Here is a 23,724-nt window from a genome sequence, read left to right as displayed (position 1 = left end):
TGGAAGGAGATGGAAGTTGAAGAAATCGCAATTGATCAGCCGCAAGCTTGCCGCGTTCGCGTTGCTGGGTGTAGCCGTCGCCACGAGCGTCGCCACGTTCAACGCGCAGGCGGCCGATGACATGAAGGCATTGCGCTTCGGCGTCGAAGCGTCGTATGCGCCGTTCGAGTCGAAGTCGCCGGGCGGCGAGCTGATGGGCTTCGATATCGACATCGGCAACGCGGTGTGCGCGAAGCTGAAGATGAAGTGCGTGTGGGTCGAGAATTCGTTCGACGGGCTGATTCCCGCGCTGCAGGCGCGCAAGTTCGACGGCATCAACTCGGACATGACGATCACCGACAAGCGCAAGCTCGCGATCGATTTCACCGATCCGATCTACACGATCCCCAATCAACTGGTCGCGAAGAAGGGCAGCAGCATCCAGCCGACCGTCGATGGTCTTAAGGGCAAGCGCGTCGGCGTGTTGCAGGGCTCGATTCAGGAGACGTACGCGAAGGCGAAGTGGGCGCCGGCGGGTATCGATGTGGCGTCGTATCAGGCACAGGATCAGATCTATGCGGATCTGGCGGCGGGCCGTCTGGATGCGGCGTTCCAGGATGCCGAGGCAGCGTCGAAGGGTTTTCTGAAGCAGCCGCAGGGCGCGGGCTTTGCGTTCGCCGGTCCGGCGGTGACGGATGACAAGCTGCTCGGCGCGGGTGTGGGGTTCGGCGTGCGCAAGAACGACAAGGCGCTGAAGGAGGCGCTCAATCGAGCGCTGAAGGAGCTGAAGGACGATGGGACTATCGATCGCTTCGCAGCGAAGTATTTCGATGTGAAGGTGGTGTTGAAGTAACGGTTGTCTGCGCTGAATGTGAAAGCCCGCTCGGGAGTGATCCGGGGCGGGCTTTTTTTGCGGCTATGCCTTTACGAGCACATGCAGATCAGCGACAGATAATCAGCCAGTTCTTCGCGCTCGATCTTGCCCTCGGCGACTTCGACCATCACTTCGACGAGATCGTCTTCGATTTCAAGCGTAGAGGTCAGATCGTAGCCCTGCATGCTCAGATATGTCAGAGTGCAGACCAGAGCCGTGCGTTTGTTTCCGTCATTGAAAACATGACCACGAGCGATGGCAACCGCATACATCGCCGCGATGCCGAACACGTCGTCCAGTCCAGCGTAGTGAGCATGATTCTCCACGCGCGCCAGAACGGCATCGACGCCGCCGGGCCCCGCCTGCGCAAATCCGGGCAGCCCGCCTTCGAGGTCCAGAATGTCATCGTGTACGGCAATGACATATCGCGCGTTGAGTAGCATCAGCGCTTGGCGAGTGCCTTGATTGCGATGTTATGCGTCTGAATGACCTTGCGTACCGCAACCGAGACGCGCTCGCGCGATTCAGGCGTGGACATGTCGATGTCACGATCGGGTTTCGGGGCGATCTTCGCGCGCGGCGGGATATCCGATACCGCCAACCGGCCAATTTTTCTAGGTTCCATTCGAAGCTCCTTCCAATGCGTCTGGATGCATTTTAGCCGCATCGGGACCGACGCTGGACATCACTCAACTCGACGGCGCAATCACCACCGTACACGTCGTCCCCGCACTCAGCAGCACCCCCTCCGGCACCTGATCGATCTGCACCCGCACCGGCACACGCTGCGCGAGCCGCACCCAGTTGAAGGTCGGGTTCACATCGGCGAGCAGTTCACGGCTTTGCGGATTGTCGCGATCGTAAATGCCGCGCGAAATGCTCTCCACATGCCCCTTCAAGTCGCCGCCGCTCATCAGTCGAATCGACGCCTTGTCGCCGATACGCACATGCGGCAGCTTCGTCTCCTCGAAGTATCCATACACCCAGAACGAATGACTGTCGACGATCGCGAGCTTCGCCGCGCCCGTCGTCGCGTAGTCGCCGCGGAACACGTTCAGGTTCGTCACGTAGCCATCCACCGGCGAAAACACCTTGGTGCGCTCGAGATTGAGCCTGGCGGCATCGAGCGCGGCCTGCGCCTGCTGCAACTGCGCCTCGGCGGTCGATGCGGTCTGCATCGCGTTCTCGCGCGCTTCCTTCGAGACGACCTGACTGTCCATGTCGGCGCGACGCACGGCATCGGCGCGGCGCATGCGCAACTCGGCCGCGCGCGCCGCGACGTTCGCCTGCGCCTGCTCGACCGCGATCCGGTAGTGCGACGGATCGATTTCCATCAGCAGATCGCCTTTCTTCACGAACTGGTTGTCGCGAACCGGCAGTTGCACGACCGCGCCCGACACGTCCGGCGCGACGTTGACGACATCCGCGCGCACGCGGCCATCGCGCGTCCACGGCTCGTCCATGTAATGGACCCACAGCACGCGCCCGATGACGAGGGCAGCGGCGAAGATGGCGATCGTCAAAACCAGGCCGATGATTTTCCTGAGAATCATGTTGGAACTCTTTTTCAGCTTGTATGAATGTGATGCGCTCATCGATACGCGATGAGCCCGAGCGTGCCGCAGATGCACACCAGCAGGCTCGCGCGAAAGAGCGCCGGATGCCAGACCACGCGATAGATCCCCGTCAGCGAAAGCACGCGGTCGACGACCCACGTGATCATCGCGCCGGCGATGAAGAGCAGGAGAATCGTCGGCACATAGGCTTCGAGGATCGCGACGTTACGCGGCAGCATGGGGCGCTCCTTCTGGCGGGTGTTGTTGCGCAGACGCCGACGCAGCGAACTGCGCAAACGGCGATTCGGGATCGAGCAGCGCGGTACGGATGAAGTGCAGATGACTCGCGATGCGCTGCAGCCGATGTCTTTCCTCGCGCGACTCATCGAACGTGGCGAGCACGTCTTGCGTATCGGCAATCGCGCGTTCGGTCGCGGCCAGGGCAGCGTCGAAGCGCATTTGTTTCGGCCGGTCGAAGAGCCGCGCGACCGCATCGAGCGTCGCGTCGACCGAGCGGCGCCATGGCATCGACGCGTTCGACGCCGCCGCGATCTCGCGCCGCAAATCGATCACCGCGTTGCCGAATTCGAGCACCGCGAAAAGCCATTGCAGCGCATCGCGTTGCGAACCGGGACGGCTGGCCGGAAGCGCGTTGATCTGCGCGAGCAGATCGCGCGTGCGGCTTTCGAAGTGCGTCGCGAGCGTGGCCAGACGTCCGCGGCGCGCGCTCACCACTTCGCGCCGCAGGTCGCCGAGCAGCAGATTGCGCAGCCACGGCGCATCGGTCGGCAGCAGCACGGCGAAGGCGATCGCCGCGACGATCATCGACAGCACGAGCGCGAGCGCATCGTTCATGAAGCCGGTCGGATCGTAATGGACGAGATTGTCCGGGCCCGCGAGAAAGCAGAAGAAGATGCAATAGCCGATCCCCACGCCCGCGAGCGCGCGCCGCGTGCTGAGATACGCGCCGAGCAAAAGCGCGGGTGCGAGCGCGGCGCACATCATCGTGAAGCCGTCGATGTGCGGAAACACGCCGAACACGACGATCATGCCGACCACGCTCGCGAGCATCGTGCCGAGCGCCATTTGCGCGGACATGAGGGTCGGGCGCGGCGATGACGACGCGAGCGCGCACACGGCCGCCGCGTTGAGCACCATCGTGCCGCCGCTCGGCCACGCGGTCTCGATCCAGAACGCGGAGAGGATGAACATCACGACCGCGCCGCGCAAGCCCGAGATGGCCGCCGCGAACATGTTGGTCTTCGGCACGTAACGCGCGATCCAGTGCTCGCGTTCATGCGACGGCGATGTCAGCGACGCGTACGTTTGCGCATACGCGAGCATGTCGTCGACGAAACGGTAGAGCAGTTCCGCCGCGGTATCGAACTCCAGTTGCGCGAAGTCCGGATTCGCTTCGAGTGCGGCACGCGCCGCGCGCACGCGCTTCGGCAAGGCGGCCTTGTAGTCGTGCAATTGCGCGGCGGCGTGCGCGGCGTCGGCGGCGTTGCGCACCGGCTCGCCCGATACGGAAAAGAGCGGCGGCACTTCGCGAAAGAACGGTTCGAGCGCCGCGATGGTCGTCGCCGATGCGTTTTCGCGCAGGCGGTTCATCAACTGATGCAGCGCGTGAAAGCGCGTCGACGCGCTCATGAATTCGCTGTTCAGACGCGCGAGGCGCCCGCCGCGCATGCGCGACTCCGGATTCTCGAACACGGCGACGCTGCGCGCGGCCTCGAAGCCGACGATATCCGACACGAACGCGAGATTGGTTCGCTCGATCTGCGCGCGCTCCATCTTGCCCGACAGCGCGCGGCATACATAGTCGACGAACTGCGTGAAGCGGCGGCGCACTGTCGTCCTGACCTGCTCGCCCGCATGCTGCGGAAAGACGAGCGCGCTCACCGCGCCGGAACACACGATGCCGAGCGTCACTTCGCCGACCCGCGTGAGCGCCGACAGATACGCGGCCTCCGGATGCTGCGCCGCCGGAATGCCGATCAGCGCGGCCGTGTAACCCGCGAGCACGAAGCCGTACGAGCGGAAGTTGCGGTTGCGCGCCGCGCCCGCCGTGCAGACGCCGACCCATAGCGCCGTCGCCGAAAGAAACAGCACCGGCTGCTGCGAAAACAGGCTGATGAAGACCATCATCACGACGAGGCCGACCATCGTCCCGCAGAAGCGATAGAAGCTCTTCGCGAGCACCATGCCGCTTTGCGGCTGCATCACGACGAATACGGTGGTCATCGCGGTGCGCGGCTGCTGCATATCGAGGCGCATTGCGATCCACAGCGCCAGCAGCGCCGCCAGCACGGCCTTGAAGATGTAGATCCAGGCGAGGCCGTCGGTGCGCGCCCAGTCGAGCAAGGCCAGCTTGAGCGACGGACGTTCGATGAGCGTGGCGGGCGTCGACATGCTCAGTTCCGCGTCTTGCTGAACGGGCCGATGTGCTGCGACGGCGCGAGCGCGTTCTGTTCCGGGCCGTTGGCCGGATCGTCGATGCCGCCGCCGAGCGCCGACGTGAGCGTCGCATACGACGCGAGCCGTTGCGCGCGCACGCGCGCCTGTCCGTCCTGCGCCTTCAGCAACTGCGTCTGCGCGACGAGCACATTCAGATAGTCGGTGAGACCGCGCTTGTAACCTTGGTTCGCGAGATCGTAGTTCTTGCGCGCCGCCGCGACGGAGCGGCCGGACGCTTCGAGCTGCGTATCGAGCGAATGCACGCGCACGACCTGATCGGCGATGTCCTTGAGCGCCGCGACGAGCGTCGCGTTGTAGTGATCGACGGCCTGATCGTATTGCGCCGATGCCGCGCCGAGTTGCGCGCGCAGGCGTCCGCCTTCGAAGATCGGCAGCGAGATCGCCGGGCCGAAGCTGTAGCCGGATGCGTCGCGCGTGAGGAAACTGAGCAGCGCGCCGCCCGCGAACGCCTGCGTGAGCGATGCCGCCAGATTGATGTTCGGATAGAAACCGGCTTTCGCCACATCGATGCCGCGCGCCTGCGCCGCGACCATCCAGCGCGCCGCGACGATATCGGGCCGATGACCGACCAGTTCGGCCGGCAGCGCGGAGGGCAGGGGCAGCGGCGTCGCGAGCGACAGCGCCGGGCGCGTGAGCGCCTCGCCCGCGCCCGGACCGTCGCCCGCGAGCGCGGCGAGCCGATGGCGCGCGAGCTGGATTTCTTCCTTGTAGACATCGACCTGACGCTCGTACTCGGGCAGCGGCGTTTCAGCCTGGCTGACTTCGAGCTGCGTGCCGAGGCCGCCGCGCAGACGCCGCCGCGCGAGGTCCGCGATGCGTTCCTGCTGCGCGAGCGTGTCCTGCGCGATATCGAGCAGCGCGAACGACTGCGAGAAACCGATGTACGCCCGCACGATGTTCGTCTCGAGTTCGAGCTGCGCGGCGCGTGCATCGGCGGCGCGCACGTGGGCGACATCGAGCGCGCGCTCGGCGGTGTTGTCGTCGCGATGCCAGAGGTCGAGGTTGTAGGACAGGGTGAGGCCGGCGGTGTTGTCCCAGGTGGTCGTGTCGGCGTAGGGGCCGGGACCGTAGAAATCGTTGTTGGGCCAGTTCTTGCGCGAGATGCTCATCGCGCCGTCGACGTGCGGCAGGAGTTCGGAACGGGCGACGCCCGCCTGTTGCTGCGCTTCACGCACGCGCGCCGCCGCCATCGCCAGCGTTGGGCTGCCGTGGGTCGCGCGTGCGATCCAGGCGTCGAGCTGCGGGTCGCGATAGTCGCGCCACCATTCCTGCGCGGGCCACTGGGCGTCGGCGTTGGCTGCGCGGATGGCGCTGCCGACATCGAGCGTCGATGCATCGTTGAGCGAATCCTGCGGCGCGATCTTGCCCGTGCTGGCGCACCCGGCAATTGTTAATATCGCTGTAAGAACCGCGGCACACGCAGCGCTTCTGGACACTCGCCCTCGCACGATTCACTCCCGAAATTGAATTAGATGTCAGGAAGTCATTATATTTTTGCAGGGATTGTCGAATAACCCGTAAGGATGCAAAGCATTTTTACGGAGGATGTGATAATCGTTGTTGCCGAATGTGCAACAATTCGGTCCACGAACAGCTCTTGAAGACGGAAAAGCGCCATGGACACGCTCCAGAACATGCGCGTATTTGTGCGGGTCGTCGAAGCGGGCAGTTTCACCGCGGCCGCGCAGCATCTCAATACGACGACGGCTTATGCATCGCGGGCCGTGTCGGATCTCGAAGCGCATCTGCGCGCGCGCTTGCTCAATCGCACGACCCGGCGCATCGCGCTCACCGAAGCGGGCGAGCGGTATCTGCAACGCTGCGAGCAGATCCTCGCCTATGTCGATCAGGCGGAGGCCGAGGCCGGCGACGCGCACGCGCGCCCGTCCGGCAAGCTCAAGGTGCATTCGATGACCAGCTTCGGCCAGCACTACATCGTGCCGATGATCTCGCGCTATCAGCAGCGCCATTCGTCGGTGCAGGTCGATCTGACGCTCGCGCAGCGCGTGCCGGATCTGCTCGACGAAGGCTACGACGTGTCTGTCGTGCTCGCGTCCGAGCTGCCCGATTCCGGGCTCGTGTCGGCGCGTCTCGGCACGGTGTTCAGCATCGCGTGCGCGTCGCCGGCGTATATCGAGAAGCACGGCGCGCCGCACGTGCTGTCCGATCTCGTGCGCCACACCTGCCTGCATCTGATGACGCCGGTGTTTCCGCCCGACCGCTGGGTGTTCGACGGCCCGAACGGTCAGGAGACGGTGAGCCTCGGGCCGTCGACGTTCACGGTGAACGTCGCGGAGGCGATGGTGGTCGCGATCCGCGAGAGCATGGGTATCGGCGTGCTGCCGACTTCGTCCGCGCTGCCGGGCCTGCGCGCGGGCACGCTGGTGCGCGTGCTGCCGCAGTACACCATGCAGGAGCTGCACGTCTACGCGCTCTATCCGTCGCGCCAGTATCTCGATGCGAAAATCCGCACGTGGGTCGAGTTTCTGCGCGAGGCGCTGCCCGACACGCTCGCCGCGGATGCCGAATCGCTGAAGGAATTCGTCGTCGCCTGAAGCGGGCGGGTGCGGGTCCGGTTACGAAATAAAGCGCGGTGCAACACTTGCTTACTCACGGTTCGGCCGCAGCTTGATACCGTCTGGACTGGTTCGAATGCATCTTTTACCGGGATAAGTCACATGAGTACGCCACTTCTGATCGCCCTTGCCGCGCTTCTGGTGCTGATCGCCGTGCCGGCGTCGCGCGATTTTTTCAACGCGATGCGCGGCCAGCCGGAGCGCGACGCGAAGCGGCGTCTCGTGCCGATACGCATCGACGACGAGCGCGACCCGCGCGTGCGCCGTCCGCGCGATCGGTACGATCGCTGATTTTTAGAGCGCCGTCGCCAGCGGTTCGATAAGGCGCGGCTCGTCGTTGGTCGCGCGGTTCACATCGGTCGAGACGCGATGCCAGACGAAGTGAGACGCCGGCACGCCGTCCGCTTTGACGAGCGCCGCGAGGTCTTCGGGCGACGCGTCCGGATCGAGCCAGCGCCGCGCGACGGCGGGTGAGAAGACGAGCGGGCGGCGGTCGTGCACGTCGACCAGGCCTTCGTCGGCGGCGGCCGTCACGATGACGAAGCCCGCGCCGGGCGCGGCGGCGTCTTCATCGCGCAGAATGCTGGTGAGCGCGGCGAGATACATTGGCTCGCCGTCCGCGCGCTGAATGAAGTACGGCTGCTTGAAGGGCTTCGCGGCCGGCGCGCCGGGGCGCGGCTCGATGCGCCATTCGAACCAGCCGTCGGCCGGCACGAGAATGCGCGCCTTCTTCCACAAATGCTTGAAATACGCGCTGGTCGCCGCGGTCTCGACGCGCGCGTTGATCGTCTGCGGCAGCTTCTTCTGGATGGCCCACGGCGGGCAATAGCCCCAATGCACCGCGCGGATGGTCTCGTCCGGATAGACGGCGAGCGGATGCGTGCCCGGCGACAGGTTATAGCCGGGACGCCGGTCGGCGGCATCCACGAGCACGAACGGATTCTTCAGATGCAGGCGTTGCGCGTAATGCATCGGCAGTCGGTACTGGCTGATTCGGCCACACATGGCGTTCCTCCGCAAAGTCCAACACGGTTCGCTTCATATCTCGACGACCTTGTCCCACGCGAAATCGGGATTCTCCCACTGTTGCCTGCGCCGGTCGAAATAACCGCGCGGATTGCACACGACGCGCGTGCCCTCGACGACGTAATCGAACGACGTATGCGTATGTCCGTGTATCCATAGCGACGCAGGCGCGCGCGCGAGTGTCGGCAGATGATTGACGAAGCCTGCCGATACGAGATCTTCCGCGTAGCGCGGCGCGAGGCTCTGCCGCATCGGCGCATGATGTGTGACGACGATCGTCTGGCCCGCGAACGGCTTTGCGAGCTCGGCTTCGAGCCACGCGCGCGCCTGTTCGTGCAAGGCGAGCGAATCGTCGGGGGCGAATTCGCGGTGCTCGCCGTCCGGTTCCGGCCACGACAGTTGAATGAGGCCCTTGTAGTCGAGCATGACTTTCGTGCACGCCTCTTTGGCGTTCTCGATTTCGTCGTCGCCCGCGCCGAACAGCGCGAAATCGGTCCACAGTGTCGTGCCGAGCACGCGCCACGCGCCGCGTCGATCGACCAGTGATGCGTTGTTCAGATAGTGCACGTTGTCGACGCTGCGCGCGGCATCCTGCATCGCCGCTTCCATCGCGCCGAACTCGGCGTCGTAATACTCGTGATTGCCGGGCACGTAGATGACCGGCACCTCGGAGCCGAAGTTTTCCGCCGCCCAGCGCAGGCCCTCGGCGTGATTGTGGATGTCACCCGCCAGCACGACGAGATCGGCCTCGGCGTAGGGAATCGCCAGCGGTTCGTCGCATTCGAGATGCAGGTCCGACAGCACGCGAATCTTCATGCGATGCCCTCCGTGGGCGAAGCCGCGCCCCAGTGCACGACCTTGCCGGGATTCATCAGATTGTCCGGATCGAGCGCGGTCTTGATGGTCTGCATGAGGCGCACTTCGACCGGCGACTTGTAGTGCATGGCTTCATCCACCTTGAGTTGGCCGAGGCCGTGCTCGGCGCTGATGCTGCCGCGATGCGTGTGCACCTGCTCATACACGAGCGCATTGATCGGCGCCTGATGCTCGTCCAGAAACCGTTTCTGATCGACGTCTTCGGGCGCCTGCACGTTGTAGTGCAGATTGCCGTCGCCGAGATGGCCGAACGTCACCATGCGCGCGCCGGGAACGGCCTTCGCGATGATCGCATCGGTTTCGTCGATGAAGCGGCCGATGCTCGAAATGGGCACGGCAATATCATGCTTGATGTTCAGGCCTTCTTCCGCCTGGGCGAGCGGAATATGTTCGCGCAAATCCCAGAATGCCTGCGATTGCGCGAGATTTTCCGCGACGACGGCGTCTTCCACGACGCCTTTTTCGAGCGCTTCTTCCATCAGCCGCTCAAACAGCGTGCGGGCGTGCGCTTCGCTTTCGCTGTCCGAGAGTTCGAGCAGCACGGTCTGCGCGTGCGGCTCGCCGAACGGATAGCGCAGTTGCGGAAAGTGCCGGCCGACGAGGCGCATCGAGAAATCGGACATCAGTTCGAAGCCGGTCAGGAGCGCGCCCGCGTGATGCTGCGCCATCGAGAGGAAATCGAGCGCGGCGTGCGGCGACGCGAGCCCGGCGAGCGCCGTGACCTTCGCGACCGGCGCGGGGTGCAGCTTCATGACGGCCGCCGTGATGATGCCGAGCGTGCCTTCCGCGCCGATGAAAAGATCGCGCAGATCGTAGCCGGTGTTGTCCTTACGCAGACCGCGCAGCCCGTCCCAGATTTCACCTTGCGGCGTCACCACTTCGAGCCCGAGGCAGAGCTCACGCGTGTTGCCGTAGCGCAGCACGCCGGTGCCGCCCGCGTTCGTCGACAGATTGCCGCCGATCGTGCAACTGCCTTCCGCCGCGAGACTGAGCGGAAAGAGGCGCTGCGCGCTCTCGGCGCGCGTCTGAATTTCGGCGAGGATGACGCCGGCTTCGACGGTGATCGTGTTGTTGTGCGGATCGATGCCGCGAATCCGGTTGAGCCGTCTGAGGCTGATGACAGCCTGTGCGCCGCTCGAATCGGGCGTCGCGCCGCCGGCGAGTCCGGTGTTGCCGCCCTGCGGCACGATCGCCACGCGATATTCACGCGCGAGACGCACGACGGCCGCGACCTGCGCCGTATCGGCGGGCAGCAGCACGGCGCACGCGTTGCCGCGATAGCGCTTGCGCCAGTCGACGAGAAAGGGCTCTGTATCGTGGGCGTCGGTCAGGACGTGCGGCGCGCCGAGGGCCTCGGTGCAGGCGGCGATGAAGGCTTGGGATGCGGTCATGGGCTGAAAAGCGGAGATTCCGGTAGGGCGTAGCCGACAGTATCGCGCAGGCGTGGGGCGCGCGACCCTCGTCCGAATGGCATAGGCACGCGCGGCGAGCGCCAATCCGTGCTACAAAGCATCAAGACCTGGCGGCGCAGCCGTCAGAAAAGCGAATGGATTAGCTTTTTTTCGCACGGGCGTTCAACCGGGCCGTACGCTTGAACGGCGCGACGTAAGCGAGCGCGCAGACGAAGAACGCGAGGGCGAGCAGCGCCTCCAGCCAGGCGAGCGACGCGGAAAGCCCCGCGTCGGTCATGCCGCGCACGACGCCTTCGGCCAGATAGAGCAGCACGAGCATCGACGCCCATTGCAGCGTATAGAGGTTCTTGCGTGCGACGCCGGGCAGCGCGCACGCGAGCGGCAGCGCCTTCAACGCGAGCGCCCACGCGCCGGGGCGCAGCGGCGCGAGCCAGAGTTCCCAGGCGAGCGAAAGGACGATGAGCGCGGCGAGGCTTGCCAGCGCGCCGACTGCCAGCACGGCGTTGGGACGCGTAGTCGAGATCGGCGTGGTCATGCGGAGCGCGCGCCGCGCACGAGATTGAGCGCGGTGCGCGCGAGCCGCGCGCCGAGGGCGATGGCGAGCGCTTTTTCGTCCGCGGAAATGCCGTGGCGGCCGTTTTCGTCGCCGCCCGCGCGCGCATGATGCGACGCGCCGTAGGGCGTGCCGCCGCTTTGCGTCGAGGTGAGCCGCGATTCGGTGTACGGGATGCCGACGATCATCATGCCGTGATGCAGCAGCGGCAGCATCATCGAAAGCAGGGTGCTTTCCTGGCCGCCGTGCAGGCTGCCGGTCGAGGTGAAGACGCTGGCGGGTTTGCCCGCCAGCGCGCCGGAGAGCCACTGCGGCGTGGTGCCGTCGAGAAAGTATTTGAGCGGCGCCGCCATGTTGCCGAAGCGCGTGGGCGAGCCGAGCGCGAGACCGGCGCATTCTTCGAGATCGCGCAGCTCGGCGTAGGGCGGGCCGTCGGCGGGAATGTCGGGCTGGGTGGCTTCGCAGACGGTCGAAACCGGCGGCACCGTGCGCACGCGCGCCTGCATGCCGGGCACGCTGTCGACGCCCTGGGCGATCGCGAGCGCAAGCTCGCGGGTCGCGCCATGGCGGCTGTAGTAGAGCACGAGAATGTCGTTCATAAGGCTTTTTTAGTGAACGGCTATTATAGGTATTGAGCGATATTCGTGGCGTGGCACGCCTTCGCGTGCAGCGCATCGCCACGACGGGAGAATGCGTTTGCAGCACCTTTCCATCGATTTTGCGGCGGTCAAGCGTCTCGCCGGCTTCGTCGCGCGGCGCATCGGCGAGGACCGCGTCGCGCAAGTGGCGGGCAGCCTCACGTTCACGAGCGTGCTGTCGCTCGTGCCGCTTGCAACGGTCGCCTTTGCGCTCTTCACCGCGTTCCCGATCTTCGGCTCCTTTCAGGCGTCGCTGCAGGATTTTCTCGCGGTGCACCTGATGCCGCCGCAGATCAACGACCAGATTTTCAAGTATCTGAACCAGTTCGCGTCGAAGGCGAAGGGGCTCACCACCGTCGGCATGATCATCCTCTTCGTGACCTCCGTCATGACGATGATGACCGTCGAGTCCGCGTTCAACGTGATCTGGCGCGTGAGAAAGGCGCGCCCGATCGCGCAGCGCGTGCTCGTCTACTGGTCGATCATCACGCTCGGGCCGATCCTGTTCGGCTGCAGTCTCTCAATCTCCTCGTATGTGTTCGCGCATTCGATCGCGTTCGCGGGCTCGCACAACCTGATGCCGCCGATCGTCGAATGGGCGCTCACGGGCGTGTCGCTGCCGCTCACCGCGCTCGCGTTCACGTTCATTTACGTCTACATGCCGAACTGCAAGGTGGAGTGGCGCGATGCGATCGTCGGCGGGCTGATCGCGGCCGTCGCGTTCGAGCTGGGCAAGCGCGGCTTCGGATCTTACGTGCGGCGCATTCCCACCTACACCGCCGTGTACGGCGCGTTCGCCGCGCTGCCGGTGTTCCTGTTGTGGGTCTATCTGTGCTGGATGATCGCGCTCGTCGGCGCGATGGTCACGTCCGCGCTGCCCGCGATTCGCACCGGCCAGTATCATCGGCGCGATTTTCCCGGCAGCGATCTGCTCGATGCGCTCGAAATCCTGGCCCGGCTCGTCGAGGCGCGCGACGAGGGCAAGCCCGGCTACACGGCGCTGCAACTATCGAGCATGGCGCGCTGCGATCTGGATACCTCGACGCGGCTGATCGCGCGGCTCGATGCGCTCGGCTGGATCGGCCGGCTGGAGGATTCCGCCGCGCCGCGCTACGTGCTGATCGCCAATCCGAATCAGATCACGGTGACGATGCTCTCCGACCAGTTCGTGATCGACCGCGGCGAGCTGGAGTATCAGTTGAAGCTGGACGCGGCGCAGGTGGATTGCGCCGCGCTCATGACTGCGCTGGACAACGAGAAGCTGGACATCACGCTCGGCTCGCTGATCGCCGCGCGGGCATCGGCGCTGACGAGCGCGCGGATGCGCGAAACACCGCGCCCGTCGATGCCGCAACAGCCCGCTTGAATCGCGGGCGCGCTCATCAAAGCGAAATCTTGCCGATGCAGATGTCCTTGAACATCACCCAGTCGCCCATCAGGCTGTAGAGCGGATGACGGAAGGTCGCGGGGCGGTTCTTTTCGAAGAAGAAGTGGCCGATCCATGCGAAGCCGTAGCCGCAGACGACGGCTGCGGGCAGCCAGAGCCAGTCGCCGGTCGCGATCGCCATTGCAAGGCAGCCGATCACGCCCAGTGAGCCGATGAAATGCAGCCTGCGCGAGACCGCGTTGCGGTGTTCATCGAGGTAGTACGGATAGAACTCGGCGAAGTTCGCGAAATGTTCTCCGTGAGCGGTGTGCGACATGACGGCCTCCCTGATGATGCGTGCCTGACGATTACATCGATCGCGTCAGCAAGATTCATTCTGCGGCCGTCATGCGCGCCGTGCAAGCGGGAACGGCGGTGTGCCGCACGGTAAGTTTCAGCCTGCTTTGGCGCAACCGAGCGCGAACGCGAACAGCGCGTCGAGCGTCGCGTCCGGCTGCTCTGACATCAGCGCGTGGCCCGCATCGAGTTCCACCGTCTGCACCGGAGCGCCGGCTTTCTTCAGCGCGTCGACGAGCGGGCGGGCGGCGCGCGGCGGCGTCATCATGTCGCGTTTGCCGCTCACGACGCACACCGGGCAGCGCACGGCGGATGCGCGGTCGAGTGCGTCCGCGTAGGTGTTGCAGGCGCTGAAATCGGTATGGAAAAGCTGCGCTTCGCCGCGCAGGCTCACGCGCTCCATCAGCCGCTGATTCACGCCTTGCAGCCAGAAGCCCGGCGCGGGGCTCGACGGTTTCGCGGCGATCGTCGAATGCGACCACTGGTTCACCATCGCGATGGCTTCCGGCTCGTGCTCGCGGGCGGCGTCGAGCAGCGTGTCGGAGACGGTCATCGGCGCGGCGCTCGCGAGCAGCGCGAGGCCCATCGTGCGCGCGGGATAGCGGCCGGCGGTATCGAGCGCGATCAGCGAGCCCATGCTGTGACCGATGAAGAGCGCCCGCTGTACGCCCGCCGCATCGAGCACGCCGATCACCCAGTCCGCGAGCGCGCCGATGGTGGAGAGCGCGGGCCCGATGCTTCGTCCATGACCCGGAAGATCGAGCGCCAGCACGCCGAAGCCGTGATGCGCGAAGTAACGCGTTTGCAGGGCCCAGACGCTGTGATCGTGTTCCGCGCCGTGAATGAACACGACGGCCGGCCGCGCGGCGTCGAAAGGCTTGCCGCCGGTGTAGGCGTAAGTGTCGCGCCCCTGGAGATCGAGGATCATGCGCGGCTCCCGAGCGGCGCGGCCGCGCTGGCGTCCTGTGCGCTTTCGCCGGCTTTCTGCGCGGCTTTCAGTCCGCGCTTCAGATCGTCGATGAGATCGTCCGGATCTTCCAGTCCGATCGAAAGACGGATGCGCCCGGGCCCGATGCCAGCAGCCGCGAGCGCGGCGGCATCCATGCGGAAATGCGTCGTCGATGCGGGATGGATCACGAGCGAGCGCGCATCGCCGACGTTCGCGAGATGCGAGAACAGCGTGAGCGTTTCGATGAATTTGCGCGCCGCCGGCACGCCGCCCTTCAGATCGAAGCTGAACACCGCGCCCGCGCCGCGCGGCAGCAGACGTTCGGCGAGCGCGCGATCGCGATGCGTCGGCAGTTCGGGATAGGCCACGCCCTCGACCGCGGGCGAGCTCAGCAGGAATTCGATCACCTTGCGCGTATTCGCGACATGGCGATCCATGCGCAGCGGCAAGGTTTCGATGCCTTGTAGCAACTGCCACGCGGCTTGCGGATGCAGACACGCGCCGAAATCGCGCAAGCCTTCGCGCCGGGCGCGCAACAGGAACGGCGCGACGGTGCTTTCCTCGGCGAAGACCATGCCGTGAAAACCGTCGTAAGGCTCGGTGAATTCGGGGAAGCGCCCGCTCGCGGCGAAATCGAACGTGCCGCCGTCGACGAGCACGCCGCCGATCGTCGTCCCATGTCCGCCGAGAAACTTGGTCGCGGAGTGATAGACGAGGTCGGCGCCATGCTCGAACGGGCGCAGCAGATAGGGCGTCGTGAAGGTGGAATCCACGAGCAGCGGCGCGCCATGCTCGTGCGCGATCTCCGCGACGCCGGCGATATCGAGCACGTCGAGCCCGGGATTGCCGAGCGTTTCGCCGAAGAAAAGCCGCGTGTCTGGCCGCGCGGCCGCGCGCCACGCGTCGAGATCATGGGGCGGCACGAAGGTCGTCTCGATGCCGAAGCGCCGCAGCGTGTAATGCAGCAGATTATGCGAGCCGCCGTAGAGCGCGCTCGATGCGACGACATGCGAGCCCGCGCCCATCAGCGTGGCGATCGCGAGATGCAGCGCGGCCTGGCCGCTTGCCGTGCCGATCGCGCCGACGCCGCCTTCGAGCGCCGCGACGCGTTCCTCGAACACCGCGACGGTCGGGTTCGAGATGCGCGAATATACGTGCCCCGAGCGCTCCATGTTGAAAAGCGCGGCGGCGTGATCGCTGTCGCGGAAGGTGAACGAGGTGGTCTGATAAATCGGCGTCGCGCGGGCGCCGGTGGCGGGGTCGGGCGCGGCGCCCGCGTGCAGTGCGAGCGTGTCGAAACGGTTGGCTGGCATCATGGGCGGCCGGCGCGCGAGCGGCGCGGCGTGCGGCGAAAATGAGGGTCAATCATCCTAACATCGGATTCGGGCGTCCAAACCTAGGGCGAACGCGCGGCCGTGAATCGCGCAAAGCCTTGTCCATTCGGCTGATGCGGGCTTCGCTCGCTTTCCTTTTGCGGGCCTTTCCGATAGCATCGATCCATCGTTTCATCACTTTTGATGACCAGAACCAGGCATTTCGCGAGGAGACAGCCATGCGAGTCAGCGACATTCTTAAGGTGAAGGGCAACACGCTGTTCACCGTGACACCCGATACGCCGCTCTCCGACGCAATCGATACCATGGCGGCGCACGACATCGGCTCGCTCGTCATCATGGAATACGGCGATCTGGTCGGCATGCTGACCTTTCGCGAGATCATCCTGACCTTGCACAACAACAGCGGCTCGGTCGGCGCGACCACCATCCGCAAGGTCATGGACGACCATCCGCTCACCTGCACGCCGGAAACGGACGTCAACGAAGTGCGCCGCATGATGCTGGAGCATCACGTGCGCTATCTGCCGGTCATGGAAAAACGCCAGTTGATGGGCGTGATCTCGTTCTACGACGTGGCCAAGGCCGTCGTGGAAGAGCAGGGCTTCGAAAATCGCATGCTGAAGGCGTATATCCGCGACTGGCCCGAGCAGCAGGAAGAAGCACGCTGAGCCCTCGCGTCGTGCCGCGAGGCGTCGACCTTCGCGGCGACCGGCGAGCCGAAGCCTTGCGCCGAATTCATCATCCGCAGCGCGCCTCGATGGCGCGCTTTTTTTCATCCGGCCTAAGGGCGAAAGCAACCTGCGGCCCGGTTTCCGTTTCATTCGGATTCGATCGCGGCTCACGCGCGATCAACGCCGAACTTCAATACTCCGCAAGACATGAGTGACAAACCGCTGCGCGCCTCGTCGCGCACTTCCGGACGTTCGCACGCCGAAGGCGAAAGCCAGTTCAGCCTGTTGCGCGAGCGCCGCTTCGCGCCGTTTTTCTGGACCCAGTTCCTCGGCGCGATGAACGACAACGTCTTCAAGGTCGGCTTCACGTCGCTCGTGACGTTTCAGGCTGCGCGCTTTTCCGGCGTCGATCCGAAGACCGCCGCGTTTCTCATTTCCGCGATTTTCATCGTGCCGTTCGTGCTGTTCTCGGCGACCTCCGGCCAGATCGCCGACAAGTACGACAAGGCGGTGCTCGCGCGCCTCGTGAAGAGCTTCGAGATCGTCGTGATGCTGATCGGCGGCGCGGGTTTCGTGCTGCACAGCGCGCCGCTGCTGTACGCGTGCACGTTCCTGATGGGCGTGCACTCCACCGTATTCGGGCCGGTGAAATACGCCTATCTGCCGCAGCATCTCGATTCGCACGAACTCGTCGGCGGCAACGGGCTCGTCGAGATGGGCACGTTCGTCGCGATCCTGATCGGCACGATCATCGGCGGGGCGGCGGCGGGGGCGACCGAGCATGGCGCGATGATGCTCGCCGTCGCGTGCATCGCGTTCGCGATCATCGGGCGCGTGGCATCGACGTTCGTGCCGAAGTCGGACGCGTCGCAGCCGGATCTGCGCATCAACTGGAATCCGTTTTCGGAGACCTGGCGCAATCTCCGGCTTGCGAAGTCCGACCGCACCGTGTTTCTGAGTCTGCTCGGGATTTCGTGGCTGTGGTTCGTCGGCGCGACCTTTCTCACCTCGTTCTTCAATTTCGCGAAAGACGTGCTGTCCGCCGATCCCGACGTCGTGACGATTCTGCTCGCGACGTTTTCCATCGGCATCGGCACCGGCTCGCTGTTGTGCGAGCGGCTCTCGAAGCGCCGCGTCGAAATCGGGCTCGTGCCGCTGGGCTCGATCGGCATCAGCGTGTTCGCGATCGATCTGTTTTTCGCGAGTCATCGCATCGCGCCCGCCGGGCATCTGCTCAACGTCGGCGAATTCCTGCTCGCGCTGCCGCACTGGCGGATTCTCGCGGATCTGTTCCTGCTCGCGATGTTCGGCGGTTTCTACAGTGTGCCGCTCTACGCGCTGATTCAGGCGCGCAGCCAGCCGACGCACCGCGCGCGCATCATCGCGGCGAACAACATTCTCAACTCGTTCTTCATGATCGTCTCGGCGCTGATGGCGCTTGCGCTCACGTCGTTCGGCGTCGGCATTCCGGGGCTCTTTCTGACGACGGCGCTGCTCAATGTCGTGGTCGCCGTGTATATCTATTCGCTCGTGCCGGAGTTTCTGCTGCGTTTCATCGCGTGGATTCTGGTGCACACGTTCTATCGCATTCGTCTCGTCGATGCGGAGCGCATTCCGTCGCATGGCGCGGCGGTGCTCGTGTGCAATCACGTGAGTTTCGTCGATGCGGTCGTCATCATGGCGGAAAGCCCGCGGCCGATTCGCTTCGTGATGGATCACCGCATCTTCCGCACGCGGTTCGTCGGCTGGATGTTCAGGCATGTGAAGGCGATTCCGATCGCGCCCGCGCACGAGGACCCCGACATGCTCGAACGCGCCTACGCGGCATGCGCGCGGGCGCTGGACGAAGGCGATCTCGTCTGCATCTTTCCCGAGGGCAAGCTCACGCGCACCGGCGAACTCAATCCGTTTCGCGGCGGCATCTCGGAGATTCTGCGACGTCATCCGGCGCCCGTCGTGCCGATGGCGCTGCGCGGTCTGTGGGGTAGCGTGTTCTCGCGCCACGAGGACGCGCAGTGGCCGCGCCCGATCCAGCGCGGTGCGATGACACGCCTCACGCTCGCGGTCGGCGAGCCGATCGCGCCCGCCGATGCGACGCCCCAGCATCTGCAGGAAGTCGTGTCGGCGCTGCGGGGCGCAAGGCGCTGAAAGCGATGGCGCTGGCATAATAGCGGTTTCCCCGACACTTTTTTTCAGGTCGACGCTCATGTCCGGCAATACCCTTGGCACGCTCTTCACCGTCACGAATTTCGGCGAGTCGCACGGTCCGGCGATCGGCTGCGTGATCGACGGTTGCCCGCCGGGCATGGCGCTCACGGAAGCCGATATCCAGATCGAACTCGATCGGCGCCGCCCCGGCACGTCGCGTCACGTCACGCAGCGTCAGGAAGCGGATCAGGTCGAGATCCTTTCCGGCGTGTTCGAAGGCGTCACGACGGGCACGCCCATCGCGCTCTTGATCCGCAACACCGATCAGCGCAGCAAGGACTACGGCAACATCGCGCAGACTTTTCGGCCCGGTCATGCCGACTACACGTACTGGCAGAAGTATGGCGTGCGCGACTATCGCGGCGGCGGGCGGTCGTCGGCGCGGCTGACTGCGCCGACCGTCGCGGCGGGCGCGGTCGCGAAGAAGTGGCTGCGCGAGAAATTCGGTCTCGAAACGCGCGGTTGCATGAGCGCGCTCGGCGAGATCGAGATTCCGTTCGAAGACTGGCAGCACGTGCGCGAGAACCCGTTCTTCTCGCCGAATGCGCAGATCGTGCCGCAGCTCGAGGAGTACATGGACAACCTGCGCCGTGACGGCGATTCGGTCGGCGCGCGTATCGAAATCGTCGCGAGCGGCGTGCCGGTCGGGCTGGGCGAGCCGCTGTACGACCGGCTCGACGCCGACATCGCCCACGCGATGATGGGCCTCAACGCGGTGAAGGCCGTCGAGATCGGCGCGGGCTTTGCGAGCGTCGCGCAACGCGGCTCGCAACACGGCGACGAGATGACGCCCGAAGGCTTCCTGAACAACAACGCGGGCGGGATTCTCGGCGGCATTTCGAGCGGCCAGGACATCACGGTGTCGATCGCGATCAAGCCGACGTCGAGCATCCGCACGCCGCGCCAGTCGATCGACCGGTCCGGCGAGAGCGCGACCGTCGAGACGTTCGGGCGTCATGATCCGTGTGTCGGCATTCGCGCCACGCCGATCGCCGAAGCGCTGCTCGCGCTCGTGCTGATGGATCACGCGCTGCGACATCGTGCGCAATGCGGCGACGTGGTCGTCGACACGCCGAGGATCGCGGCGCAAGCACCGACGAAATAAACGAAAAGGGCGCCAATCTCGGCGCCCTTCGCGTATTCAGACCTTACATGTTCGGATAGTTCGGCCCACCGCCGCCCTCCGGCGTGACCCACACGATGTTCTGCGTCGGGTCCTTGATGTCGCAGGTCTTGCAGTGCACGCAGTTCTGGGCGTTGATCTGCAGGCGTTCGTTGCCGTCGTCGGACTTCACGAACTCGTACACCGCCGCCGGGCAATAGCGGCTTTCCGGCCCGGCATAGGTGCGCAGATTCACGTTGACCGGCACGCTCGGGTCTTTCAGCGTCAGATGCGCGGGCTGATTCTCTTCGTGATTCGTGTTCGAGATGAACACCGACGAGAGTCGATCGAACGTGAGCCTGCCATCCGGCTTCGGATAGACGATCGGCTTGCACTGCGACGCCGGCCTCAGCATCTCGTGATCCCAATGCTGATGATGCAGCGTCCACGGCACGTTGCCGCCCATCACCTTCTGTTCGAGACCGACCATGAAGGTGCCGAGGTAGAGGCCCTTGCTCATCCACTGCTTGAAGTTGCGCGCGCGATGCAGTTCGGTCTTGAGCCACGATGTGTCGAAGGCTTCCGGATAGGCCGTCAACTCGTCGTTCTGACGGCCTGCCTGCACGGCTTCGAAGGCGGCTTCGGCGGCCATCTTGCCGGACTTGATCGCCGCGTGACTGCCCTTGATGCGCGATGCGTTGAGGAAACCCGCGTCGTCGCCGGCGAGCGCGCCGCCCGGGAATGCGAGCTTCGGCAGCGACATCAGGCCGCCCGCCGTGATCGCGCGCGCGCCGTACGAAATGCGCTTGCCGCCTTCGAGGAACGGCCGGATCGACGGATGCGTCTTGTAACGCTGGAATTCCTCGAACGGCGACAGATACGGATTCGAATACCCCAGCCCGACGACGAAGCCCACCACCACCTGATTGTTGTCCATGTGGTAGAGGAACGAGCCGCCGTAGGTATCGGGTTCGAGCGGCCAGCCGGCGGTGTGGATCACGAGGCCGGGCTTGTGCTTGACCGGATCGATTTCCCACAGCTCCTTGATGCCGATGCCGTACACCTGCGGATCGGAATTCTGGTTGAGCTTGAATTTGTCGATGAGCTGGCGGCCCAGATGCCCGCGCGCGCCTTCGCAAAAGAGCGTGTACTTCGCGTGCAGTTCCATGCCGAGCTGGAAATTCTCGGTCGGCTCGCCGTCCTTGCCAACGCCCATGTTGCCCGTGACGACGCCGCGCACGGAACCGTCCTCGGCGTAGAGGACTTCGGCGGCCGGAAAGCCCGGGAAGATTTCGACGCCCGCCGCCTCCGCCTGCTGGCCGAGCCAGCGCGTGACATTCGCAAGCGAAATGACGTAATTGCCGTGATTCTTGAAGTTGTCGGGCAGCAGCCAGTTCGGCACCTGCTTCGCGTCGTTCTGCGAGAGGAACAGGAACCGGTCCTCGGTCACTTCGACGTCGAGCGGCGCGCCTTTTTCCTTCCAGTCGGGAATGAGTTCGGACAGCCCGCGCGGGTCCATCACCGCGCCGGACAGGATGTGCGCGCCGATCTCGGAGCCTTTCTCCAGCACGCATACGCCGATCTCGACGCCTTTTTCCTCCGCCAGTTGCTTCAACCGGATGGCCGCCGACAAACCGGCTGGTCCGCCGCCGACGATGACGACGTCGTATTCCATCGATTCGCGGGGACCGTATTGCTCGATGAGGCTCGCCGGGGTCATCAATGCTCCTATGTACCGTTAGAATGCCCTTTCGGGATCGCGTATTTTCAGCGAAGGTTAAGCAGGCTGCAACCGAAGCTCGCCAATTTAGCACGATCGTACTAATATTCACGGCACCCGCGCCATCGGTGTCGACGCTTACAGCCCCGCATCGCGCCCCGCGCCAGCCAGGGCTGAGTTAACCACAGAACAAGGAAGCACAATGGGCCGTTCGATCAACCTGGAAGGCAAGGTCGCGCTGATCACCGGCGCGTCCAGCGGTTTGGGCAAGCGTTTCGCGCAGGTGCTGTCGCAGGCGGGCGCCAAGGTGGTGCTCGCGAGCCGCCGCACGGAGCGGCTCAAGGAGTTGCGCGCCGAAATCGAGTCGTCGGGCGGCGCCGCGCATGTCGTGTCGCTCGACGTGACCGACTATCAGAGCATCAAGGCGGCGGTCGCGCACGCGGAAACGGAAGCGGGTACCATCGACATCCTCGTGAATAACTCGGGCGTGTCGACCACGCAGAAGCTGACGGACGTCACGCCCGCGGACTTCGAGTTCGTGTTCGGCACGAACGTGCGCGGCGCGTTTTTCGTCGCGCAGGAGGTCGCCAAGCGCATGATCATGCGCGGTAACGGCGCGCCCAAGCCCGCTTACCGCATCATCAACGTGGCGTCCGTGGCGGGCTTGCGCGTGTTTCCGCAAATCGGCCTCTATGCGATGAGCAAGGCCGCCGTCGTGCAGATGACGAAGGCGATGGCGCTCGAATGGGGCCGCCACGGCATCAACGTCAACGCGATCTGCCCGGGTTACATCGACACCGAGATCAATCACCATCACTGGAAAACCGAGCAGGGGCAGAAGCTCGTTTCGATGCTGCCGCGCCGCCGTGTAGGCTCGCCGAACGATCTCGACGGCCTGCTTCTGCTGCTCGCCGCCGACGAATCGCAGTTCATGAATGGCTCGGTGATCTCGGCGGACGATGGTTTTTCGCTTTGAACATCGCTTTTCTTCCAACCGCAAGCAATGACCACGCATAACGACTTTCACACCGTCTTCAACCTGTCCATGCCGATCCGCTGGGGCGACATGGACGCGTTCGGCCACGTCAACAACACCGTGTATTTCCGCTACATGGAGCAGGCGCGCATCTCGTGGTTCGAGGAGATCGGCATTGCGGGCGGCAATGGCGAGGGGCAGGGTCCGGTGATCGTGAACGCGTCGATGGAGTTTCTGAAGCAGCTTCATTATCCCGGCGACGTGATCGGGCGGATGGCGGTGGGCAAGCCCGGACGCAGCAGTTTCGACACGCGCTTCGAGCTCTATCGCGCCGATGCACCCGGCGTGCTCTACGCGCGCGGCGCGGCGAAAGTCGTGTGGATCGACTACGCCGCCGGCAAGTCCGTGCCGATTCCGGATTATCTGCGGCAGGTCATCGAAACGAGATCGCCGGTCGCGCTCTGAGCGTGCATGTCAGCTGCCGAGCAACCGCTGTAGCAGTTCGGTGGCGTTGCCCGTGTCGTACTTCCTCATGAGCCGCGCGCGGTAGATATCCACCGTGCGCGGGCTGATTTCGAGCACGCGGCCGATCTGCTTGCTCGTCTTGCCCATCACGAGCTGCGCGGCGATTTCCCGCTCGCGCGGCGTCAGTTCGATCGCAACCCGCCGCGTCGCGCTCAGATCCTCGAACGTCCACACGCCCGCCGCATGCGGCGCGCCCTGATCGAGCGCGCGTCCGGTCACGTGGCACCAGAACAGTTCACCGTTCTTGCGCTTCATGATGCGGTCGTCGCTGTACGTGCCTTCCTTGCTGATGTGCGCGGCAATGCGCTCGCCGATGCGCGCGAACTCGTCCGGCGACGGATACAGCACCTCGAACGATTTGCCGATGAGCGCCTCGCGCGCGTTCCCGAAGATCGCGCATAGCTGTTCGTTGCAGTCCTCGATGGTGCGCTCGCGCGAAAGCACGAGCCCGACGGGCGCGAGATGGAACGCGGTTTGATAATCCAGTGCTTGCATGAGAGATCGGGCGCGCGCTCGCCTGGCGTTTCGCGGCCAAAAGACGCCGG

At 64.8% G+C, this 23,724-nt stretch carries 25 protein-coding genes; 9 read left to right on the top strand and 16 right to left on the bottom strand.

Annotated elements, in window-relative coordinates; all coding sequences use genetic code 11:
* Nucleotides 1-16 precede the first annotated feature (16 nt).
* A complete protein-coding gene (locus tag AWB80_RS16520; RefSeq protein ID WP_061175742.1) occupies nucleotides 17-832 on the top strand; it encodes an ABC transporter substrate-binding protein in 816 nt (271 codons plus the stop codon).
* Between the two features lie 71 nt (nucleotides 833-903).
* Here the strand turns inward: AWB80_RS16520 and AWB80_RS16515 are convergent, their stop codons facing one another.
* The 6 genes from AWB80_RS16515 to AWB80_RS16495 form a co-directional block, all read right to left on the bottom strand.
* Nucleotides 904-1,296 carry a type II toxin-antitoxin system death-on-curing family toxin gene (locus AWB80_RS16515; protein ID WP_061175741.1) on the bottom strand — a complete coding sequence of 131 codons (393 nt, stop codon included), beginning with the start codon at nucleotides 1,294-1,296 and terminating at the stop codon, nucleotides 904-906.
* The gene (locus AWB80_RS43300; protein WP_143328060.1) at nucleotides 1,296-1,478 is read right to left on the bottom strand and encodes a hypothetical protein; all 183 of its coding nucleotides are present in this window, start codon (nucleotides 1,476-1,478) and stop codon (nucleotides 1,296-1,298) included. Before AWB80_RS43300 ends, AWB80_RS16515 begins: the two co-directional genes overlap by 1 nt.
* A gap of 64 nt (nucleotides 1,479-1,542) precedes the next feature.
* Nucleotides 1,543-2,406, bottom strand: coding sequence for an efflux RND transporter periplasmic adaptor subunit (locus tag AWB80_RS16510; protein WP_061175824.1), 864 nt, complete (start codon nucleotides 2,404-2,406; stop codon nucleotides 1,543-1,545).
* A gap of 38 nt (nucleotides 2,407-2,444) precedes the next feature.
* On the bottom strand, nucleotides 2,445-2,648 hold the full coding sequence (locus tag AWB80_RS16505) for a DUF1656 domain-containing protein (RefSeq protein WP_061175740.1): 204 nt from the start codon (nucleotides 2,646-2,648) through the stop codon (nucleotides 2,445-2,447).
* Nucleotides 2,635-4,821 carry an FUSC family protein gene (locus AWB80_RS16500; RefSeq protein WP_061175739.1) on the bottom strand — a complete coding sequence of 729 codons (2,187 nt, stop codon included), beginning with the start codon at nucleotides 4,819-4,821 and terminating at the stop codon, nucleotides 2,635-2,637. Before AWB80_RS16500 ends, AWB80_RS16505 begins: the two co-directional genes overlap by 14 nt.
* 2 nt (nucleotides 4,822-4,823) lie before the next feature.
* Entirely contained in the window at nucleotides 4,824-6,335 is a 1,512-nt protein-coding gene (locus tag AWB80_RS16495; RefSeq protein ID WP_061175738.1) for an efflux transporter outer membrane subunit, read from the bottom strand.
* Nucleotides 6,336-6,503: 168 nt separating this feature from the next.
* On the opposite strand from AWB80_RS16495, the gene AWB80_RS16490 reads away from it, so the two are divergent.
* The gene (locus AWB80_RS16490) at nucleotides 6,504-7,442 is read left to right on the top strand and encodes a LysR family transcriptional regulator (protein ID WP_061175737.1); all 939 of its coding nucleotides are present in this window, start codon (nucleotides 6,504-6,506) and stop codon (nucleotides 7,440-7,442) included.
* 123 nt (nucleotides 7,443-7,565) lie between these two features.
* The gene (locus AWB80_RS16485; protein ID WP_061175736.1) at nucleotides 7,566-7,754 is read left to right on the top strand and encodes a hypothetical protein; all 189 of its coding nucleotides are present in this window, start codon (nucleotides 7,566-7,568) and stop codon (nucleotides 7,752-7,754) included.
* A 3-nt stretch (nucleotides 7,755-7,757) separates the two neighbouring features.
* Here AWB80_RS16485 and AWB80_RS16480 read toward each other — a convergent pair whose 3' ends face one another.
* From AWB80_RS16480 to wrbA, 5 genes are all read right to left on the bottom strand, one after another.
* Nucleotides 7,758-8,468, bottom strand: a complete 711-nt coding sequence (locus AWB80_RS16480; protein WP_061175735.1) for an SOS response-associated peptidase — start codon at nucleotides 8,466-8,468, stop codon at nucleotides 7,758-7,760.
* A gap of 33 nt (nucleotides 8,469-8,501) precedes the next feature.
* Complete coding sequence (locus tag AWB80_RS16475; RefSeq protein WP_061175734.1) at nucleotides 8,502-9,305, bottom strand: metallophosphoesterase; 804 nt, start codon at nucleotides 9,303-9,305, stop codon at nucleotides 8,502-8,504.
* Nucleotides 9,302-10,756, bottom strand: coding sequence for an FAD-binding oxidoreductase (locus tag AWB80_RS16470; RefSeq protein ID WP_061175733.1), 1,455 nt, complete (start codon nucleotides 10,754-10,756; stop codon nucleotides 9,302-9,304). Before AWB80_RS16470 ends, AWB80_RS16475 begins: the two co-directional genes overlap by 4 nt.
* Before the next feature lie 160 nt (nucleotides 10,757-10,916).
* Nucleotides 10,917-11,312, bottom strand: coding sequence for a DUF2069 domain-containing protein (locus AWB80_RS16465; protein WP_061175732.1), 396 nt, complete (start codon nucleotides 11,310-11,312; stop codon nucleotides 10,917-10,919).
* Complete coding sequence (gene wrbA / locus AWB80_RS16460) at nucleotides 11,309-11,929, bottom strand: NAD(P)H:quinone oxidoreductase (protein ID WP_061175731.1); 621 nt, start codon at nucleotides 11,927-11,929, stop codon at nucleotides 11,309-11,311. The genes AWB80_RS16465 and wrbA overlap by 4 nt, the downstream gene beginning before the upstream one ends.
* A gap of 91 nt (nucleotides 11,930-12,020) precedes the next feature.
* On the opposite strand from wrbA, the gene AWB80_RS16455 reads away from it, so the two are divergent.
* A complete protein-coding gene (locus AWB80_RS16455; RefSeq protein ID WP_208635656.1) occupies nucleotides 12,021-13,334 on the top strand; it encodes a YihY family inner membrane protein in 1,314 nt (437 codons plus the stop codon).
* A gap of 16 nt (nucleotides 13,335-13,350) precedes the next feature.
* Here AWB80_RS16455 and AWB80_RS16450 read toward each other — a convergent pair whose 3' ends face one another.
* From AWB80_RS16450 to AWB80_RS16440, 3 genes are all read right to left on the bottom strand, one after another.
* On the bottom strand, nucleotides 13,351-13,671 hold the full coding sequence (locus AWB80_RS16450; protein WP_061175730.1) for an Mpo1-like protein: 321 nt from the start codon (nucleotides 13,669-13,671) through the stop codon (nucleotides 13,351-13,353).
* A 117-nt stretch (nucleotides 13,672-13,788) separates the two neighbouring features.
* The gene (locus tag AWB80_RS16445; RefSeq protein ID WP_061175729.1) at nucleotides 13,789-14,619 is read right to left on the bottom strand and encodes an alpha/beta fold hydrolase; all 831 of its coding nucleotides are present in this window, start codon (nucleotides 14,617-14,619) and stop codon (nucleotides 13,789-13,791) included.
* On the bottom strand, nucleotides 14,616-15,953 hold the full coding sequence (locus tag AWB80_RS16440) for an O-acetylhomoserine aminocarboxypropyltransferase (RefSeq protein WP_061175822.1): 1,338 nt from the start codon (nucleotides 15,951-15,953) through the stop codon (nucleotides 14,616-14,618). The genes AWB80_RS16445 and AWB80_RS16440 overlap by 4 nt, the downstream gene beginning before the upstream one ends.
* Nucleotides 15,954-16,192: 239 nt before the next feature.
* On the opposite strand from AWB80_RS16440, the gene AWB80_RS16435 reads away from it, so the two are divergent.
* The 3 genes from AWB80_RS16435 to aroC all read left to right on the top strand — a co-directional run bounded on the left by AWB80_RS16435 (nucleotide 16,193) and on the right by aroC (nucleotide 19,961).
* Nucleotides 16,193-16,645 (top strand): CBS domain-containing protein, encoded by a 453-nt coding sequence (locus AWB80_RS16435; RefSeq protein ID WP_061175728.1) that lies wholly within the window; start codon nucleotides 16,193-16,195, stop codon nucleotides 16,643-16,645.
* A 210-nt stretch (nucleotides 16,646-16,855) separates the two neighbouring features.
* The gene (locus AWB80_RS16430) at nucleotides 16,856-18,796 is read left to right on the top strand and encodes an MFS transporter (RefSeq protein ID WP_061175727.1); all 1,941 of its coding nucleotides are present in this window, start codon (nucleotides 16,856-16,858) and stop codon (nucleotides 18,794-18,796) included.
* Between the two features lie 58 nt (nucleotides 18,797-18,854).
* Nucleotides 18,855-19,961 (top strand): chorismate synthase, encoded by a 1,107-nt coding sequence (gene aroC, locus AWB80_RS16425; protein WP_061175726.1) that lies wholly within the window; start codon nucleotides 18,855-18,857, stop codon nucleotides 19,959-19,961.
* Nucleotides 19,962-20,004: 43 nt separating this feature from the next.
* On the opposite strand, the gene AWB80_RS16420 is transcribed toward aroC, so the two are convergent.
* Nucleotides 20,005-21,678, bottom strand: coding sequence for an electron transfer flavoprotein-ubiquinone oxidoreductase (locus tag AWB80_RS16420; RefSeq protein ID WP_061175725.1), 1,674 nt, complete (start codon nucleotides 21,676-21,678; stop codon nucleotides 20,005-20,007).
* Between the two features lie 202 nt (nucleotides 21,679-21,880).
* Between AWB80_RS16420 and AWB80_RS16415 the strand changes: the two genes are divergently transcribed.
* Both AWB80_RS16415 and AWB80_RS16410 read left to right on the top strand, forming a co-directional pair.
* A complete protein-coding gene (locus tag AWB80_RS16415) occupies nucleotides 21,881-22,654 on the top strand; it encodes an SDR family oxidoreductase (RefSeq protein WP_061175724.1) in 774 nt (257 codons plus the stop codon).
* 27 nt (nucleotides 22,655-22,681) lie between these two features.
* Entirely contained in the window at nucleotides 22,682-23,119 is a 438-nt protein-coding gene (locus AWB80_RS16410; RefSeq protein ID WP_061175723.1) for an acyl-CoA thioesterase, read from the top strand.
* Nucleotides 23,120-23,128: 9 nt separating this feature from the next.
* On the opposite strand, the gene AWB80_RS16405 is transcribed toward AWB80_RS16410, so the two are convergent.
* Nucleotides 23,129-23,674: a LuxR C-terminal-related transcriptional regulator gene (locus AWB80_RS16405; protein WP_061175722.1), complete on the bottom strand. Its 546-nt coding sequence runs from the start codon at nucleotides 23,672-23,674 to the stop codon at nucleotides 23,129-23,131.
* Nucleotides 23,675-23,724: the final 50 nt, after the last annotated feature.

The sequence above is a fragment of the Caballeronia pedi genome, from assembly GCF_001544915.2.
Classification (GTDB): Bacteria; Pseudomonadota; Gammaproteobacteria; order Burkholderiales; family Burkholderiaceae; genus Caballeronia; species Caballeronia pedi.
Note: the sequence above shows the minus strand (reverse complement) of the source record. Positions and strands in the feature narration are given on the sequence as shown.